Origin of the sequence: Phreatobacter sp. (genome assembly GCF_030691135.1) — a bacterium.
Taxonomy (GTDB): domain Bacteria; phylum Pseudomonadota; class Alphaproteobacteria; order Rhizobiales; family Phreatobacteraceae; genus Phreatobacter.
The window spans coordinates 1-17,368 of record NZ_JAUYFA010000100.1; the positions used below are offsets into that span (position 1 = coordinate 1).

General features: G+C 67.9%; 15 protein-coding genes. 10 read left to right on the plus strand and 5 right to left on the minus strand.

The features are described 5' to 3' along the window. From Q8O26_RS18505 to Q8O26_RS18520, 4 genes are all read right to left on the minus strand, one after another. The coding region (locus tag Q8O26_RS18505) for a SufD family Fe-S cluster assembly protein (protein ID WP_305578300.1) at window positions 1-926 on the minus strand (926 nt) is incomplete at its 3' end. Window positions 927-934: 8 nt separating this feature from the next. Further along, window positions 935-1,696: a Fe-S cluster assembly ATPase SufC gene (sufC, locus tag Q8O26_RS18510; RefSeq protein ID WP_305578302.1), complete on the minus strand. Its 762-nt coding sequence runs from the start codon at window positions 1,694-1,696 to the stop codon at window positions 935-937. 69 nt (window positions 1,697-1,765) lie between these two features. Beyond that, window positions 1,766-3,238, minus strand: a complete 1,473-nt coding sequence (sufB, locus tag Q8O26_RS18515) for a Fe-S cluster assembly protein SufB (protein ID WP_305578304.1) — start codon at window positions 3,236-3,238, stop codon at window positions 1,766-1,768. Between the two features lie 52 nt (window positions 3,239-3,290). Then, window positions 3,291-4,445, minus strand: coding sequence for a cysteine desulfurase family protein (locus Q8O26_RS18520; protein ID WP_305578306.1), 1,155 nt, complete (start codon window positions 4,443-4,445; stop codon window positions 3,291-3,293). Window positions 4,446-4,676: 231 nt separating this feature from the next. On the opposite strand from Q8O26_RS18520, the gene Q8O26_RS18525 reads away from it, so the two are divergent. The 5 genes from Q8O26_RS18525 (at window position 4,677) to dprA (ending at window position 9,551) form a co-directional block, all read left to right on the plus strand. Beyond that, window positions 4,677-5,333 carry an alpha/beta hydrolase gene (locus Q8O26_RS18525; RefSeq protein WP_296576886.1) on the plus strand — a complete coding sequence of 219 codons (657 nt, stop codon included), beginning with the start codon at window positions 4,677-4,679 and terminating at the stop codon, window positions 5,331-5,333. A gap of 46 nt (window positions 5,334-5,379) precedes the next feature. Continuing rightward, entirely contained in the window at window positions 5,380-6,330 is a 951-nt protein-coding gene (locus Q8O26_RS18530) for an aspartate carbamoyltransferase catalytic subunit (RefSeq protein ID WP_305578308.1), read from the plus strand. An 11-nt stretch (window positions 6,331-6,341) separates the two neighbouring features. Beyond that, window positions 6,342-7,643: a dihydroorotase gene (locus Q8O26_RS18535; protein WP_305578310.1), complete on the plus strand. Its 1,302-nt coding sequence runs from the start codon at window positions 6,342-6,344 to the stop codon at window positions 7,641-7,643. Window positions 7,644-7,779: 136 nt separating this feature from the next. Further along, window positions 7,780-8,415 (plus strand): glycerol-3-phosphate 1-O-acyltransferase PlsY, encoded by a 636-nt coding sequence (gene plsY / locus Q8O26_RS18540; RefSeq protein ID WP_305578311.1) that lies wholly within the window; start codon window positions 7,780-7,782, stop codon window positions 8,413-8,415. Continuing rightward, a complete protein-coding gene (gene dprA / locus Q8O26_RS18545; protein ID WP_305578312.1) occupies window positions 8,412-9,551 on the plus strand; it encodes a DNA-processing protein DprA in 1,140 nt (379 codons plus the stop codon). The genes plsY and dprA overlap by 4 nt, the downstream gene beginning before the upstream one ends. Here dprA and Q8O26_RS18550 read toward each other — a convergent pair. Beyond that, window positions 9,515-9,799 carry a hypothetical protein gene (locus Q8O26_RS18550; protein ID WP_305578313.1) on the minus strand — a complete coding sequence of 95 codons (285 nt, stop codon included), beginning with the start codon at window positions 9,797-9,799 and terminating at the stop codon, window positions 9,515-9,517. The genes dprA and Q8O26_RS18550 overlap by 37 nt on opposite strands. A gap of 198 nt (window positions 9,800-9,997) precedes the next feature. On the opposite strand from Q8O26_RS18550, the gene topA reads away from it, so the two are divergent. The 5 genes from topA (at window position 9,998) to Q8O26_RS18575 (ending at window position 17,341) form a co-directional block, all read left to right on the plus strand. Further along, complete coding sequence (gene topA, locus Q8O26_RS18555; protein WP_305578315.1) at window positions 9,998-12,709, plus strand: type I DNA topoisomerase; 2,712 nt, start codon at window positions 9,998-10,000, stop codon at window positions 12,707-12,709. Window positions 12,710-12,803: 94 nt separating this feature from the next. Continuing rightward, complete coding sequence (gene rnr / locus Q8O26_RS18560; protein WP_305578317.1) at window positions 12,804-15,131, plus strand: ribonuclease R; 2,328 nt, start codon at window positions 12,804-12,806, stop codon at window positions 15,129-15,131. Next, on the plus strand, window positions 15,128-15,568 hold the full coding sequence (locus Q8O26_RS18565; protein ID WP_305578319.1) for a DUF983 domain-containing protein: 441 nt from the start codon (window positions 15,128-15,130) through the stop codon (window positions 15,566-15,568). Before rnr ends, Q8O26_RS18565 begins: the two co-directional genes overlap by 4 nt. Next, window positions 15,565-16,311, plus strand: coding sequence for an NUDIX domain-containing protein (locus tag Q8O26_RS18570; RefSeq protein WP_305578321.1), 747 nt, complete (start codon window positions 15,565-15,567; stop codon window positions 16,309-16,311). Before Q8O26_RS18565 ends, Q8O26_RS18570 begins: the two co-directional genes overlap by 4 nt. A gap of 94 nt (window positions 16,312-16,405) precedes the next feature. After that, window positions 16,406-17,341: a PepSY-associated TM helix domain-containing protein gene (locus Q8O26_RS18575; RefSeq protein WP_305578323.1), complete on the plus strand. Its 936-nt coding sequence runs from the start codon at window positions 16,406-16,408 to the stop codon at window positions 17,339-17,341. The last annotated feature ends 27 nt before the right edge of the window (window positions 17,342-17,368 follow it).

The window sequence follows — 17,368 nt, forward strand, 5'->3', positions numbered from 1 at the left end:
TCGATCACCAGCGCGGTATCGGCGTGCTGGCGGCCCTTGAGCATCGAGACGCCGCGCAGCGTCACGTTGGCATGTTCGCCGGCGAAGCGCACGAAAAGCTGGCTGCGCGACACGGCGGCACCCGTGGTCAGGGTCAGCGAGTCGAAATGCGCCTCGGCGCCGACACTCGCCTCCAGGGTCGCGAGGTGCAGGGCCTGGTCGCCCTCGATCTGGCGGCGGCCGTGCTCCAGCGTCGCCCCATCGCGCACGACAACCTGCATGACGACGTTCTTCTGATACTCGACGCCGGCCGGGCCGAGATGGGTCTCGACGATCCCGGCCGAGGCCCCTGCCCCGACCACCACGACGATGCGCGAGGTGACGAGGCGCGGCGCGCCGTCCGAGGTGATCGACACGAGGTCGAGCGCGTGGCCGACCTCGGTGCCGGGCGCCACCTCGATCAGCAGGCCGTCGGTGAGGAAGGCGTTGTTGAGCGCGAAAGCGGTATTGGCGCGAGTCGCCGGCTGTCCGGCCGCCAGCGCGGCGATCTCCGGCCGCTGCGCCATGGCCTCGACGAGGTTCGACACCGTGACGCCCTCGGGAAGCGCACCGCTATCGGCGAGGTCAGGCGCATGGAAGCCGTCGACGAGCACGATGCGGCTCCCGCCGACACGCGGCAGCCGGCCGACGGCGACCTTAGCCGCGAGCATGACGGAGGCGTCAGGTGCAGCGGCAAGCGGCCGCGCCTCGCGCATGAGGGCGCGCAGGTCGGTGTACTTCCAGTCCTCGACGCGACGATGCGGCAGGCCGCTCGCCTCAAAGCGCGAGAAGCCGTCGATGCGCAGACCCTCGAGCGCGGCGCTGGCCGGCACGCTGTCGCGCAGGGTGCCGAAGGCGCCGATCAGCGCCTGTTCGGCCGGAGTGCGGATGGGGGTGATGGCGTTCATGACCATGCTCACGCGGCCTTGCCGACGATGTCGGCATAGCCATTGGCCTCGAGTTCGAGGGCGAGTTCCGCGCCGCCGGACTTGATGATGCGGCCGGCCGACAGCACGTGGACGACGTCCGGCTTGATGTAGTCGAGCAGGCGCTGGTAATGCGTGATGACGACGAAGCCACGATCGGGCGAGCGCATGGCGTTGACGCCATCGGCGACGATCTTCAGCGCATCGATGTCGAGCCCGGAATCGGTCTCGTCGAGAATGGCAAGCTTCGGCTGCAGCAGCGCCATCTGCAGACTCTCGTTGCGCTTCTTCTCGCCGCCGGAAAACCCGACATTGACCGAGCGGCGCAGCATGTCCGGCGAGATGCCGAGCTCCTTGGCGCGCCCGTTGACGAGCTTCATGAATTCCGGCGTCGGCATGTCGTCGAGGCCGTTCTTGCGGCGCTGTGCGTTCACAGCCGCCTTCAGGAAGGTCATCTGGCCGACACCGGGGATCTCGATCGGATACTGGAAGGCCAGGAACAGGCCCTTGGCGGCGCGCTCGTCGGGTGAGAGATCGAGGATGTTCTCGCCGTCGAGCAGTGCCTCACCGTCCGTCACCTCGTAATCCTCGCGTCCCGCGAGGACATAGGACAGGGTCGACTTGCCCGAGCCGTTCGGGCCCATGATGGCGGCGACCTGGCCCTTTTCGACGGTGAGGTTCAGGCCGTTGAGGATCTGCTTGTCTTCGTCGGCGAGCTTGGCGGTCAGATTCTTGATTTCGAGAAGCGACATGGGGTGGTCCTTGGGATCACGGACGGGCCGCGGCGGCGCGGCGAAAACGAATGGGTTGGGTCGGCTTGATCAGCCGACCGAGCCTTCGAGCGATATGGCGATCAGCTTCTGGGCCTCCACCATGAACTCCATCGGCAGCTGCTGGAGCACGTCCTTGACGAAGCCGTTGACGATGAGGGCGATGGCCTCTTCCTGCGTCAGCCCGCGCTGCATGCAGTAGAACATCTGGTCCTCGGACACTTTCGAGGTGGTCGCCTCGTGTTCGAAGACCGCGGAAGCCGTCTTGCTCTCGATATAGGGTACGGTATGCGCGCCGCAGGCGTTGCCGATCAGAAGCGAGTCGCAATTGGTGAAGTTCTTGGCGTTGGTCGCCCGGCGATGGGCCGAGACGAGGCCGCGATAGGTGTTCTGCGAGCGGCCGGCCGAGATGCCCTTGGAGATGATCCGCGAACGGGTGTTCTTGCCCAGATGGATCATCTTCGTGCCGGAATCGACCTGCTGGGCGCCGTTCGACACGGCGATCGAATAGAACTCGCCCTGGCTGTCGTCGCCACGCAGGATGCAGCTCGGATATTTCCAGGTGATCGCCGAGCCGGTCTCGACCTGCGTCCACGAGATCTTTGACCGGGCGCCGCGGCAGTCGCCGCGCTTGGTGACAAAATTGTAGATGCCGCCCTTGCCCTGGGAATCGCCCGGATACCAGTTCTGGACGGTGGAATATTTGATCTCGGCATCGTCGTGGGCGATCAGCTCGACCACGGCCGCGTGCAGCTGGTTCTCATCGCGCATCGGCGCGGTGCAGCCTTCCAGATAGCTCACATAGGAGCCCTTGTCGGCGATGATCAGCGTGCGCTCGAACTGGCCGGTCTTCTGCTCGTTGATGCGGAAATAGGTCGACAGTTCCATCGGGCAGCGCACCCCCGGCGGGATATAGACGAACGAACCGTCGGAGAAGACCGCGGCATTCAGCGTCGCGTAGTAGTTGTCGGTCGTGGGCACCACCGAACCGATATACTGCTTCACCAGTTCCGGGTGCTCGTGCAGCGCCTCGGAGATCGAGCTGAAGATGACGCCGGACTTCTTCAGTTCCTCCTTGAAGGTCGTCACCACCGAGACGCTGTCGAATACGGCGTCGACCGCGATGCGGTTCTCCGGCGCGACGCCGGCCAGAATTTCCTGCTCGCGCAGCGGAATCCCGAGCTTCTTGTAGGTTTCGAGAATGGCCGGGTCGATCTCGTCGAGCGACTTCGGCGCCGCATTCGACTTCGGCGCGGCGTAATAATACATGTCCTGGAAGTCGATCTGCGGATAGTCGACGCGCGCCCAGTCCGGCTCGCGCATGGTCAGCCAGCGGCGGTAGGCGTCGAGCCGCCATTCCAGCATCCAGGCCGGCTCGTTCTTCCGCGCCGAGATGTAGCGCACGATGTCCTCGGACAGGCCCTTGGGGGCGAGTTCCATCTCGATTTCGGTCGAAAACCCGTACTTGTACTGGTCGACGTCGATCGCACGGACCTGTTCGACGGTCTCTTGAACCGCGGGCATGGCCTTCTCCTCACATCCTCGCGGCTTCAAGGGCCGCAGGTTGGCATTCTCGTCACGCGGCGCGTGCCGCGATCGTTCTCGCGTGAGCGGCGAAAGCCGTCACGAACCGTTCCAAGTCCTGGCGCGTCGTCGTCCAGCCGAGGCTCACCCTGAGCGCCGAGCGGGCTTCCGTCGCCGCCAGTCCCATCGCCGCCAGCACATGGCTGGGAGCGATCTTGCCCGAAGCGCAGGCCGAGCCGGTGGACACCGCGATCCCCGCGAGATCGAGGGCGATCACCGCGGTCTCGCCCTCGAGGCCCGGATGGATCGTCAGGCTCGTATTGGGCAGACGCTCCGCTGGCAAGCCGATGACCCGGCTGCGCCCTGAAATAGTGATGATTTCGCGCTCCAGCCAGTCGCGGAGTGCGACAAGACGCTGCATCTCCGCGGCAATGCCGGGAGACAGCGCGGCGGCTGCGGCGCCGAACCCGGCGATCCCCGCGAGATTCTCGGTCCCGGCACGCCGGCGCCCCTCCTGGCCGCCGCCGCGCACCAGCGGCGGGAACCCGACGGTTTCCGAAGCGGTGACGATGGCGCCGACGCCCTGCGGACCGCCGATCTTGTGGGCCGAGACGAAGAGCGCGTCGCACCCGAGCGCGGTGAGGTCGACCGGCATCTTGCCGAGCGCCTGGACGGCATCGACAACCAGCGCCGCCCCGTGGATACGGCACAGCGCGGCGATCTCCGCCAGCGGCTGGATGACGCCGGTCTCGTTGTTGGCCGCCATGACGGCGACGAGGGCGCGCCCACCGTCGGCGGCAAGCAGAGCCTCAAGGCTAGCGAGATCGACGCGGCCCGCTGCATCAACCGGACAGACAGCAATCGCGCCGGGGGCGTAACGGCCGCCGGCCAGCACGCAGGAATGCTCGACGGCGGACACGATCAGGCGCTGAAATCCGCCCCGCTCTCGGTCCCTGGCAACGAAGTCGGCAGCCAGCAGGGTCGTTGCTGCCTCGCTGCCGCCGGAGGTGAAGGTGACGCAGCGCGGATCGCCGTGGACCAGGGCCGCGACGGCGCCGCGCGCCTCCTCGATGATGCGGCGAGCTGCGCGCCCGTCCCGATGCACCGCCGAAGCATTGCCCGTCACGTCGAGGGCCGCGACCATGGCCGCGCGCGCTTCTGGGCGAAGCGGCGTCGTGGCATTGTGGTCGAGATAGACGCGGGTCATCGGGGGAGAGGCCCTGTCGGAAAAACTTGGCATTGGAGGATGGGTTCGTGCTATAGGCCCGACCCCGATACGCCGTTCCTGCACCGACCTGAATAGGCAGGCAGGAAGGCGTTTAGAATTATTCTAAACTCTAGAGCTGCCCTGCCGCCCTGTCAAGGTCGGTACTCCATCGAGGTCGCCGGCGTCCGGCGGATTTCGATGTCGAATGGGGCCCCATGACGAGGATTTTCCATGCCTGAAGTTATCTTCAACGGTCCGGCAGGCCGGATCGAAGGGCGCTATCATCCCGCCAAGGTTCGCTCCGCCCCCATTGGCATCGTGCTGCATCCGCATCCCCAGTTCGGCGGCACGATGAACAACCAGATCGTCTACAACTGCTACTATCAGTTCGTGAACCGCGGCTTCTCCGTGCTTCGCTTCAATTTTCGCGGCGTCGGGCGCAGCCAGGGCGCCTTCGACCATGGCGTCGGCGAGTTGTCGGACGCCGCGGCGGCCCTCGACTACGCCCAGGCTATCAATCCGGAGGCCCGCACCTGCTGGATCGCCGGCTTCTCTTTTGGCGCCTGGATCGGCATGCAGCTCCTGATGCGCCGTCCCGAGGTCGAGGGCTTCATTTCGATCGCCCCGCCGGCCAACCTCTACGATTTCTCCTTCCTCGCCCCCTGCCCCTCCTCGGGCCTGATCGTCCACGGCGACAAGGACGCGGTGGTGCCGCTGACCGCCGTCCAGGGCCTCGTCGAGAAGCTGAAGACGCAGAAGGGCATCATCATCGAGCAGCAGGTGGTGCCCGGTGCCAACCACTTCTTCGAGAACACCGTCGACCCGCTGATGGAGATCGTCGGCGGCTATCTCGACAAGCGGCTGGGGAAACAGGACGCGGCTGAGTGAGACGGCGCTTGCGGGGTCGTCCGACTCCGCTTAAAGCCCGGGGCTTATGAACCAAGAACCTTCGTCCTTCGTGCTGAAGCGCCGGCACTTGCTCGGGATCGAGGGGCTTTCCCCCGCCGAGATCACCGGCCTCCTCGACCTCGCCGAGGAATTCGTCACCCTCAACCGGCAGGTCGAGAAGAAGCGGACGAGCTTGCGCGGCCGCACCCAGATCAACCTCTTCTTCGAGGCATCGACCCGGACCCAGTCCTCGTTCGAGCTCGCCGGCAAGCGCCTCGGCGCCGACGTCATGAACATGTCGGTCGCCCAGTCCTCCATCAAGAAGGGCGAGACGCTGATCGATACGGCGCTCACCCTCAACGCCATGCACCCCGACATCTTGATCATGCGCCATGCGGCGTCGGGCGCCGTCGAACTGCTGGCGAAGAAGGTCGATTGCTCGGTGGTCAATGCCGGCGACGGCACCCATGAACATCCCACCCAGGCCCTGCTGGACGCCCTCACCATCCGCCGCAACAAGGGCCGGATCGAGCGGTTGACGGTCGCCATCTGCGGCGACATCCTGCATTCGCGCGTGGCACGCTCCAATATCATCCTGCTGAACGCGATGCAGGCGCGCGTGCGCGCCATCGGCCCCTCGACGCTGTTGCCCGCCGCCGTCGAGCGCCTCGGCGTCGAGGTCTATCGCGACATGAAGGAGGGCCTGAAGGACGTCGACATCGTCATGATGCTGCGCCTCCAGCGGGAGCGGATGAATGGCTCCTTCGTGCCGTCGGTCCAGGAATATTTCCACTATTTCGGCCTCGACGAGGCCAAGCTCCGCTACGCCAAGCCGGACGCGCTGGTGATGCATCCCGGCCCCATGAACCGCGGCGTCGAGATCTCCACCGCCGTCGCCGACGGCGCCCAGTCACTGATCCGCGAGCAGGTGGAAATGGGGGTCGCGGTGCGCATGGCCGTGCTGGAAGCCCTCGCCCGCAACCTGCCGAACGCGTGAGGGCCTTGCCGATGACCGCGCTGCGCCCGCTCCTCCTCGTCAACGCCCTGATGGTCGATCCGGCCGCCGGCACCGAAATCCGCGGCGGCCTTCTCGTCAGGGACGGCCTCATCGCCGATACCGGTCCGCACCTGACCGCCAGCACCGCCCCCGAGGGCGCAGAGATTGTCGATTGCGGCGGCCGCATCGTCGCGCCCGGCCTTGTCGACATGCGCTGCTTCGTCGGCGAGCCCGGCTACGAGTATCGAGAGACCATCGCCTCGGCGACGGCGGCGGCGGCGGCCGGCGGCGTTACCACCCTTGTCTGCCAGCCAGCGACCGACCCGGCGATCGACGACCCCGCTATCGTCGACTTCCTGCTGCGCCGCGCCCGCGACACCGGCATCGTCCATTTCCATCCAATGGCGGCCATCACCAAGAAGCTCGGCGGCCGCGAGATGACGGAATTCGGCCTGCTCCAGGAGGCCGGCGCCGTCGCCTTCACCGACGGCGCGCGCTCCGTGACCGACGCCCTCGTGATGCGCCGGGCCATGACCTATGCCCGCGATTTCGACGCCCTCATCGTCCATCACACCGAGGACCCGGCCCTGGTCGGCGAGGGCGTCATGAATGAGGGCGAATTCGCCTCCCGCCTCGGGCTAGCCGGCATCCCGGTCGAGGCCGAGACGATCATGCTCGAGCGCGACCTGCGCCTCGTCAAGCTGACCGGAGCGCGCTACCACGCCGCCTCGATCACCTGCCGCGACTCGCTCGCCATCATCGCCAGGGCAAAGAACGAGGGGCTGCCGGTCACCGCTGCCGTGACCATCAACCACCTCACCCTCAACGAGAACGACATCGGCAGCTACCGCACCTTCTGCAAGCTCACCCCGCCGCTGCGCACCGAAGACGATCGCCTCGCTCTCGCCGACGCCGTCGCCGACGGCACGATCGACATCATCGTCTCCGACCACGATCCGCAGGACGTCGAGACCAAGCGCCTGCCCTTCGCCGAGGCGATGCCCGGAGCGGTCGGCGTCGAGACCATGCTGCCGGCAGCCCTGCGCCTCGTCCATGCCGGGCTGGTTCCGCTCGCAGCCCTCCTCAGGGCCCTGTCGACGGCGCCCGCGTCGCTCCTGCGCCTGCCCGGCGGCACGCTGGCCAAGGGCGAGCCCGCCGATCTCGTCGTCATCGACCTCGATACGCCCTGGGTGCTCGACCGCGACGACCTCCGCTCGAAGTGCAAGAACTCGCCTTTCGACGAGGCGCGCATGAGCGGCCGCGTCCTGCGCAGCATCGTCGGCGGACGCACCGTCCACGCCCTCGCCGACTGACACCGACCCTCTGGACGGGGCGAGGCACGTAGAAGACGCGCTTTTTTCGTGCGTAGCGGCTATTCCGCGCGTCTGGCCCATGGCCTTCGACCCGCGATTGGCTCTAGCCTGTCCTTCTCATCCCGGTGTCCGTCCCATGTTCGCAGCCGCATCCCTTCCCGTGCTCCTCGCCGCCCTCGCCTTCGGTTATCTCCTCGGCTCGATCCCCTTCGGCCTGGTGCTGACCCGCAGTGCCGGCCTCGGCGACATCCGCGCCATCGGCTCGGGCAATATCGGCGCGACCAACGTCCTGCGCACCGGCAACCGCAAACTCGCCGCGGCGACGCTCATCCTCGACGGGCTGAAGGGCACGGCGGCAGTGCTGATCGCCGGGCTGGTTTTCGGTCCCGCCGCGGCGCTCGTCGCCGGTATGGGTGCCTTTCTCGGTCATGTCTTCCCCGTCTGGCTCGGCTTCAGGGGCGGCAAGGGCGTGGCGACCTTCCTCGGCGTCCTCGTCGCCATCCACTGGCCGACCTTCTTGGTCTTCGCCGCCATCTGGATCGCCATGGCCTATGCCTTCCGGTTCTCCTCGCTGGCGGCGCTGACCGCCAGCATCGCCACACCCGTCATCCTGCTGGTTGCCGGCCTCGGCTGGCCGACTGTCGCCGCCTTTGCTGCCATGACCGCCCTGCTCGTCGCCAAGCATCACGAGAACATCGCGCGGTTGCGCGACGGAACCGAGAGCCGCATCGGCGCCAAAACCGGGACGGCGCGCGAGACACCGCCGGGATGAGCACGCCGGGCGACGACCTCTTCGCGCGCGCCACCGCAGCGATCCGCCTGACGGATCGCCAGAGGCTCGACTGGCTCCGCCTTGCTCGGTCCGAAAATGTCGGCCCCCGCACCTTCCGCGAACTGATCAAGATCTATGGAAGCGCCAGCGCCGCGCTGGAGGCCGTCCCGGAACTCTCCCGCCGTGGCGGCGGGCGCTCCATCCGCATCGCCAGCCTCGCCGAGGCGGAGCGGGAAATGGCCCGCGCCGCAGCCTTCGGCGTCAGCTTCGTCGCCATCGGCGAGCGCGACTACCCCGACCGCTTGCGCCGCATCGCGTCCGCCCCGCCGCTGATCGCCTTGCGCGGCGACCTGTCCTGCCTGACGCGGCCGATGATCGGGCTCGTCGGCTCGCGCAACGCCTCGATCGCCGGCATCAAGATGGCGGCACTCCTCGCCCGCGGCCTCGGACAGGCGGGCTTCACCACGGTGTCGGGCCTCGCCCGCGGCATCGACGCCGCCGCCCATGAGGCCTCCCTGGCGACCGGAACTGTGGCGGTCCTCGCCGGGGGGCAGGACCATGTCTACCCTGCCGAGCACGAACCGCTCCTCGTGCGGCTGCTCGATGCCGGGGCGGCCGTCAGCGAGATGCCCATGGGCCACGAGCCGCGCGCCCGCGACTTCCCGCGCCGCAACCGGCTGATCGCCGGCTTGTCCCTCGGCGTCATCGTCGTCGAGGCGGCGGACAGGTCGGGATCGCTCATCACGGCGCGGCTCGCGCTGGAGGAAAACCGCGAGGTCTTCGCCGTCCCGGGCTCGCCCCTCGACCCGAGGGCCGAGGGCACCAACCGTCTCCTCAAGCAGGGGGCGACGCTCGTCACGGAGGTCGACGACATCCTCGCCGTCCTCAACCCCATCCTCGCCCGCCCGTTCGAGCAGACGGCCCTGGAGGAGGAAGGGCGCGACATGGACGTGGTCGATCCCGGAGACGACGGCCGCCAGCGCATCCTCGCGCTGCTCGGGCCGGTTCCGGTGACGCTCGACGACATCGTCAGGGCCTCGGGTCTGGGACCGGCGGCGGTGCGGGTGGCCCTCCTGGAACTCGAACTCGCCGGCCGCCTTCACCGCGATCCGGGCGGCCGCGTCTCGCTGCTCTGAGGCGGCGGCCCTGTACCGCCCGGCCAGCGCCTCAGCCGCGCCTGCTTTTCGGCCTCGAGCCGCGTCATGTCGGCGAGATGGGCGACGAGATGCAGGTCGGCCGCGCGCGCCAGTTCCACCATCTCGCCGGCAGGCTTGGCCAGATGGGCCGCGACCTCCTCCCGTCCGACATGCGTCGGCGGCATCGCAGCGGTCTGTCGCCGGACCTTGTCCGATCCTGTCCAGCGCCGTCCGCCAAGGCTCGCCATCTGCAACTCCCCGCGCCGATCGCCTTCACTAACCGGGACGGCATTTGCAACTAATGCAATATATAAACAAACAATACAATTTAAGCGAGAGGCACGACCACCATTTGACTTGGCGCGACCTTGTGCCCATGTTCCGGCCAACTTTTGGCAGCGCATCATTGGCGAGCCGACATTTTCGAAGGGCAAAGGCGCGTGGCCGTGAACGTCGTTATCGTCGAATCGCCGGCCAAGGCCAAGACGATCAACAAATATCTGGGTTCCGACTACGAGGTCATCGCCTCGTTCGGCCATGTGCGCGACCTGCCGCCGAAAGACGGGTCGGTGGATCCCGATGCCGATTTCGCCATGATCTGGGAGGCCGACGGCCGCGGCGCCAAGCGCATCGCCGAGATCGCCAAGCTGGTGAAGGGCGCCGACAAGCTGATCCTCGCAACCGACCCCGATCGCGAGGGAGAGGCCATTTCCTGGCACCTCCTCGAGGCGCTGAAGGAAAAGCGCGTCATCAAGGACATGCCGGTCGAGCGCGTGACCTTCAACGCCATCACCAAGCAGGCCGTCCAGGAGGCGATGGCGAGCCCCCGGTCGATCGATACCGCCCTGGTGGAGGCCTATCTCGCCCGCCGCGCCCTCGACTATCTCGTCGGGTTCCGCCTCTCGCCCGTGCTCTGGCGCAAGCTTCCCGGCGCCCGGTCCGCCGGCCGCGTCCAGTCGGTGGCACTGCGGCTGGTCTGCGAGCGCGAGTCGGAGATCGAGCGCTTCCGCAAGAAGGAATACTGGTCGCTGGTCGCGACCCTCGCGACCCCGCGGGGCGAAGCCTTCGAGGCCCGTCTGGTCGGGGCCGACGGCAAGAAGATCCAGCGTCTCGACGTCGGCACCGAGGCCGAGGCGCGGGACTTCGAGAAGGCGCTGGCGGCGGCCCATTTCGCCGTCTCCAGCGTCGAGGCCAAGCCCGCCCGGCGCCACCCCTATGCGCCCTTCACCACCTCGACGCTGCAGCAGGAAGCGAGCCGCAAGCTCGGCTTCGCCCCGGCGCGCACCATGCAGGTGGCCCAGCGTCTCTATGAGGGCACCGATATCGGCGGCGAGACGGTCGGCCTCATCACCTATATGCGAACCGACGGCGTCGACGTCGCCCCCGAGGCGGTCAGTGCGATCCGCGACCTCATCGGCAAGGATTTCGGGGCCCGCTACCTGCCGAACGGCCCGCGCAAATACACCTCCAAGCAGAAGAACGCCCAGGAGGCCCACGAGGCGATCCGCCCGACAGACGCCCGGCGCCATCCGCGCGAGGTCGCCCGCTTCCTCGAGCCTGAACAGGCACGCCTCTACGAACTCATCTGGAAGCGCACCGTCGCCTCGCAGATGGAGAGCGCCGAACTCGAGCGCACCACCGTCGATATCGACGCGACCGTCGGCGGCCTCGGCACCTCCATGGGCCGCAAGCTTGAGCTGCGCGCCACCGGCCAGGTGGTGAAATTCGATGGATTCCTCACCCTCTACACCGAGGACCGAGACGACGACGGCGACGACGACGACACCAAGCGCCTGCCTGCGACGACGGTCGGCGAGAAGCTCGCCCGCCAGGCCATCGCCACGACCCAGCACTTTACCGAACCGCCGCCGCGCTATTCCGAGGCGAGCCTCGTCAAGCGCATGGAAGAGCTCGGCATCGGCCGGCCCTCGACCTATGCCTCGACTTTGCAGACGCTGCAGGACCGCGACTATGTGAAGATCGACAAGAAGCGCCTCGTCCCGGAGGACAAGGGCCGCCTCGTCATCGCCTTCCTGGAGAATTTCTTCGAGCGCTATGTCGAATACGGCTTCACCGCCGCTCTGGAGGAGAAGCTCGACCTCGTCTCCAACAGCGAGCTCGACTGGAAGGCGCTGCTGCGCGACTTCTGGCGCGATTTCGCCGCCGCCATCGACGAGACCAAGGAATTGCGGGTCTCCGACGTGCTGTCGGCACTCAACGACAGCCTCGGGCCGCACATCTTCCCCGACAAGGGCGACGGCACCAATCCGCGCACCTGCCCCACCTGCGGCACGGGCGCCCTGTCGCTGAAGCTTGGCAAGTTCGGCGCCTTCATCGGCTGCTCGAACTATCCCGAATGCCGCTTCACCCGCCAGCTCGCCGCCCCCGGCCCCGATTCCGACGGCGACGGCCCGGCATCGGCCGGCGCCGACGGCACGCGCAAGCTCGGCGCCGACCCGGTCAGCGGCCTCGAAGTGACCGTGCGCGACGGCCGCTTCGGCCCCTATGTGCAGCTCGGCGAGGGCGAGAAGCCGAAGCGCTCGTCCCTGCCGAAGGGCATGACACCGGCCGGCCTCGACCTCGAACGGGCGCTCGCCCTGCTTGAACTGCCGAAGGAAGTGGCCAGGCACCCCGAGAGCGGCAATCCCATCCTCGTCGGCATCGGCCGCTATGGACCCTATGTCCAGCACGAGAAGACCTACGCCAATCTCGAAAAGGACGACGACATCCTGGCGATCGGTGCCAACCGCGCCATCGACCTCGTCATCGCCAAGGAGAGCGGCGCCAAGAGCCGGTTCGGCCGTGGCGCGGCGCCTGCCGGACGAGAGCTCGGGGACCACCCGACGCTTGGCGGATCCGTCACAGTCATGGCCGGGCGCTACGGTCCCTATGTCAAGCACGGGTCGGTCAACGCCACCCTGCCGAAGGGCAAGGACGCGGCGAGCCTGACCATGGATGAGGCCGTCCCGCTGCTCGCGGCGCGCGCCGAGACCGCCGGTTCCGGCAAGAAGCCGCCGGCGCGCGGTCGATCGGCCGCCAAGGCGCCGGCCAAGGCCAAGGCCGCGGCGAAGAGCGCTGCGAAACCCAAGACGGCCGCCAAACCCAAAGTGGCGGCGAAAGCTGCCGCCAAACCCAAGGCCGACAAGCCGAAGGCGTAGGGACGGGCCTGCGCCTTCGGCATTTCCCCGAATCCGCCGATCGGCTAGCCTGACCATGCCACGCGCCTTCGCGTCGGTCTGACCTGGACGTCATTTGCCCCGCAGAGCCAAGACCGGATCACCCTCCACCCTGCCCTCGCGCGACGAGGTGCTGGCCTTCATCGCCAGCCAGGCGGGCCGGGTGGGTAAGCGCGAGATCACCCGCCATTTCGGCCTGCACGGCGCCGACAAGACGGCGCTGAAGGCGCTTCTCAAGGACATCGTCGACGAAGGTCTCGTCGCCAAGGGCCGCGGCAAGCTGTCAAAGCACGGCGCGCTGCCGCCGGTCGTCCTTGTCGACATCCTCACCCGCGACGCCGACGGTGATCTCGTCGGCACGCCCGCCGAATGGGACGAGGACGAGCACGGCGCGCCCCCTGCCATCGTCATCGCCGTGCCACACCGCCCGCGCCCTGGCGATCCGGTGCCGGGCCTCGGCGACCGGGCGCTTGTGCGCCTGTCCGACGGCGGCGGCCCGAGCGACGATCCCCGCCCCGTCGGCAGGGTGATGAAGATCCTCGAGCGCGGGCGCACGCGCACGATCGGTGTCTTCCGCGCCGTTCCGGGCCATGGCGGCCGGCTGCTTCCCATCGACAAGAAGAATGTCGGCCGCGAACTCTCCATCCCGGAAGAGGCGGCAGGCGATGCCAGGGACGGCGATCTCGTCGCCGTCGACATCGTGCGCACCTCCCGCTTCGGCCCCCCGGTCGCCAAGGTACGCGAACGCCTCGGTAACCTCACATCCGAGCGTGCCGTCTCGCTCATCGCCCTGGAGGTCCACGGCATCCCGTATGTCTTCCGCGCCGACACGCTCGCCGAAGCCGAGCGGGCCGAGCCGGTCTCCGTCGGGCAGCGCGAGGACTGGCGAAAGCTCCCCCTCGTCACCATTGACCCGCCGGACGCCAAGGACCACGACGACGCCGTCCACGCCGAGCCCGATCCGGCGGAGGACAATGCCGGCGGCTTCATCCTGACCATCGCCATCGCCGACGTCGCCGCCTATGTCCGCCCTGGCACCGCGCTCGACCGCGAGGCGGCGGTGCGCGGCAACTCGGTCTATTTTCCCGACCGCGTCGTGCCGATGCTCCCCGAGCGCATTTCCAACGACCTGTGCTCGCTGAAACCGCGCGAGGACCGCCCCGCCCTCGCCTGCCGTGTCGTCATCCGCGCCGACGGCCGGCGCAAGACTCACAGTTTCCACCGCATCATGATGCGCTCGGCCGCCAAGCTCGCCTATGCGCAGGCCCAGGCCGCCGTCGACGGCCATCCCGACGGGACCACCGACGGTCTCGTCGCGCCGGTCCTGAAGCCGCTCTGGGACGCCTATGCGGCACTGAAGCGCGCCCGCGACGACCGCGAGCCGCTCGACCTCGACCTGCCCGAGCGCAAGATCGTGCTGACCGCCGAGGGCACGGTCGACCGGGTGGTGATCCCGCAGCGGCTGGATGCGCACCGGCTGATCGAGGAGATGATGATCCTCGCCAATGTCTGCGCCGCCGAGACGCTGGAGAAGCACCGCACCCCCTGCATGTATCGGATCCACGACGCGCCGAGCATGGAGAAACTCAACGCGCTGAAGGAATTCCTCAAGACGCTCGACATCGCCCTGCCCAAGGCGGCACTGCTCAGGCCCTTGAACTTCAACCAGATCCTGGCGCGGGCCAAAGGCACGGAATCCGCCGAACTGGTCAACCAGGTGGTGCTCCGCTCGCAATCCCAGGCCCAGTATGACCCGGAAAACATCGGCCATTTCGGCCTGAACCTGCGCCGCTACGCCCATTTCACCTCGCCGATCCGCCGCTATGCCGACCTGATCGTCCATCGCGGTCTGATCCGTGCCCTCGGCTTCGGCCAGGACGGCCTGACCGACGGCCAGGCGGCCGCGCTCTCCGAGATTGCCGCGGAAATCTCCGCCGCCGAGCGCCGCGCCATGGCGGCGGAGCGCGAGACCGTCGACCGGCTCATCGCCGCGCATCTCTCCGAGCGGGTCGGCGACGTCTTCGGCGCCCGTATTTCCGGCATGACGCGCTCCGGCCTCTTCGTGAAGCTCGACGATACCGGCGCCGACGGCTTCGTCCCCGCATCGACCATCGGCGGCGATTATTTCCGCTATGAGGAGGGCCTGCAGGCCCTTGTCGGCACGAAGACCGGCGAGACCTACCGCCTCGGCGACACGGTCACGGTGCGGCTCGTCGAGGCCGCCCCGGTCGCCGGAGCCCTGCGTTTCGAACTGATGAGCGATGGCCGCAGCGGCCTTGCAGCAGGCGGACGAGGGGCACACATAGTTCGCAAGAAGCGCGACGACGGCTTTTCCGACGGACGGCGCGCGAGGCCGGGCGACAAGCCCTCCAGGCCCCCGTGGAAGAAGAAAGGCCGCAAATGACGGTTCAGATCCTCACCGGTCAGCCCGTCGTCGAGGACGCGCGCCCGTCGCGCGACCTCTGGACGGCGGTGAAGCGCGGCCTGCGCTGCCGCTGCCCGGCCTGTGGCGAGGGGCGGATGTTCACGTCCTACCTGAAGGTCGCGCCCGCCTGCGCCCGCTGCGGAGAGGAACTGCATCACCACCGCGCCGACGACGCCCCGCCCTACCTCACCATCATGGTGGTCGGCCATGTCGTGGTGCCCATGCTGATGTGGGTCGAGCTCGCCTATGAGCCGGCGCTGTGGATTCATGCCCTGATCTGGCTGCCGCTGACCGTCATCATGTCCCTCCTTTTGCTGCCTCCCCTGAAGGGGCTCGTCGTGGGATATCAGTGGGCCATGCGCATGCATGGCTTCGACGAGTTCGGCGAAGAACGCAGTCAGGGACAGATCCAGTGAGTGAAAAGGGCACCGCTCTCGCCGAGCGTTTGACCAAGACCGAGCGCGAGCAGCGCTGGGCCAACCAGAAGCCGGTGGACGCGGCGACCCTCATCCTCATCGACCGTTCGGGCAAGAAGCCCAGGGTGCTGATGGGCAAGCGCCGCGACGACCTCAAGTTTATGCCCGGCAAGTTCGTCTTCCCCGGCGGGCGGCGCGATCCGGACGACCGGGCGATGCCCGTCTTCGGCACCCTGCACGACCTCGCCCAGGCCCGGCTGATGGCCCGCGTCCAGCGGCCATCGATGTCGCGCGCCCGTTCCCTCGCCCTGACGGCCATCCGCGAGACCTGCGAGGAGACCGGTCTCCTGCTCGGCACCCGCGACGCCGGCGCGCCGGAGGCGGTGCCGAAGGGCTGGGAGGCCTTCGCCGAGCACGGCGTCTTCCCCGACCTCGAATCGCTGCACTTCGTCGCCCGCGCCATCACCCCGCCGCGCCGGCCGAAGCGCTTCGACACGCGTTTCTTCGCCTGCGATGCCGACAAGATCGCCCACCGGATCGAAGGCGTCGTCGGGCCCCACGCCGAGCTCACCGAGCTGAAATGGCTGACCCTCGACGAGGCCCTGCACGAGGACCTGCCGACCATCACCACCGTCGTGCTGGAAGAACTGGGCGACCGGATCGCCAAGGGCTTCTCGCAGTTCCTGCCCGTTCCCTTCTATTTCATGGTGCGCAAGGAGTTCCGGCGCGAGGTCATCGACTGATCATCGCGAAGTCGTGATTTGAGGCAGCGCAAGGCCCCTGATCAGAAGTGATCTAGGGAAAAGCTGCGGCGACCTGCCGCAGATGGGGTCCGTCATGCTCAAGCCGTGGCTACTGCGCTTCCACCGTTGGCTCACGCTTGTTTTCGCGGTGCCGCTGGCTGTCATCATCCTCACCGGGCTGATCCTCTCCGTCGAGCCAGCCGCGCAGATCGGCGCCGCCAGGCCCGGCACGCTATCTGCCGACCGGATGGTCGAACTGCTCGCCCGCCACGATCCCGAGGGCAAGGCCCGCTCCCTGACCTTCCGCGCCTATGAGGGGCGCCTGTCGATCGGCGGCGTGCGTCCCGACGACACCATCGACGTCGACGTGCGCACCGGTGCCGAACTGACCGAGGACGGCACGCTCTCCAATATCTTCTATTATTCCCGCGTCCTGCACGAGACGCTGATGCTGGACCTCGGCTGGCTCGTCCATGTCTCGACCATGGCGATGATCCTGCTGATGGCGCTCGGCATCGCCATGGGCTGGCCGCGTTTCGCCAATTCGGTCTCGGGTTGGCACAAGGGCGTCGCCTGGGGCCTGTTGCCGCTCCTCGTCCTCAGCCCGCTGACCGGGCTCTTCCTCGCCTGGGGCATCAGCTTCACCGGCACGGCCCCGGCAACACCCGCCGCGGCGCCTGTCACCTTGGTCGAGGCGGTCCGTCAGGTCGGCGCCGCCCACGACCTCACCGGTCTCGTCTGGATCCGCGGCCGCGCCGACCGGCTCCTCGCCCGCGTCGTCGACGGCGGCGAATACCGCGTCTTCGCGGTGACGCGCGAGGGTCTCATCCCGACCACACGCAACTGGGTCCGCCTCCTGCACGAGGGCAATTTCGCCGGCATCTGGTCGGTCCTGATGAATGTCGTCATTTCCATCGCGATGGTGGCGCTGATGACGACCGGCCTCATCATCTGGGCCCGCCGCCGCTTCCGCAAGCGCCGGCCGCGGCCGTCCCGGGCGACCCCGGCGCCGGTCGTCACGCCGGCCTGATCCCGCCATTCGGCGCTTGTCATCGGG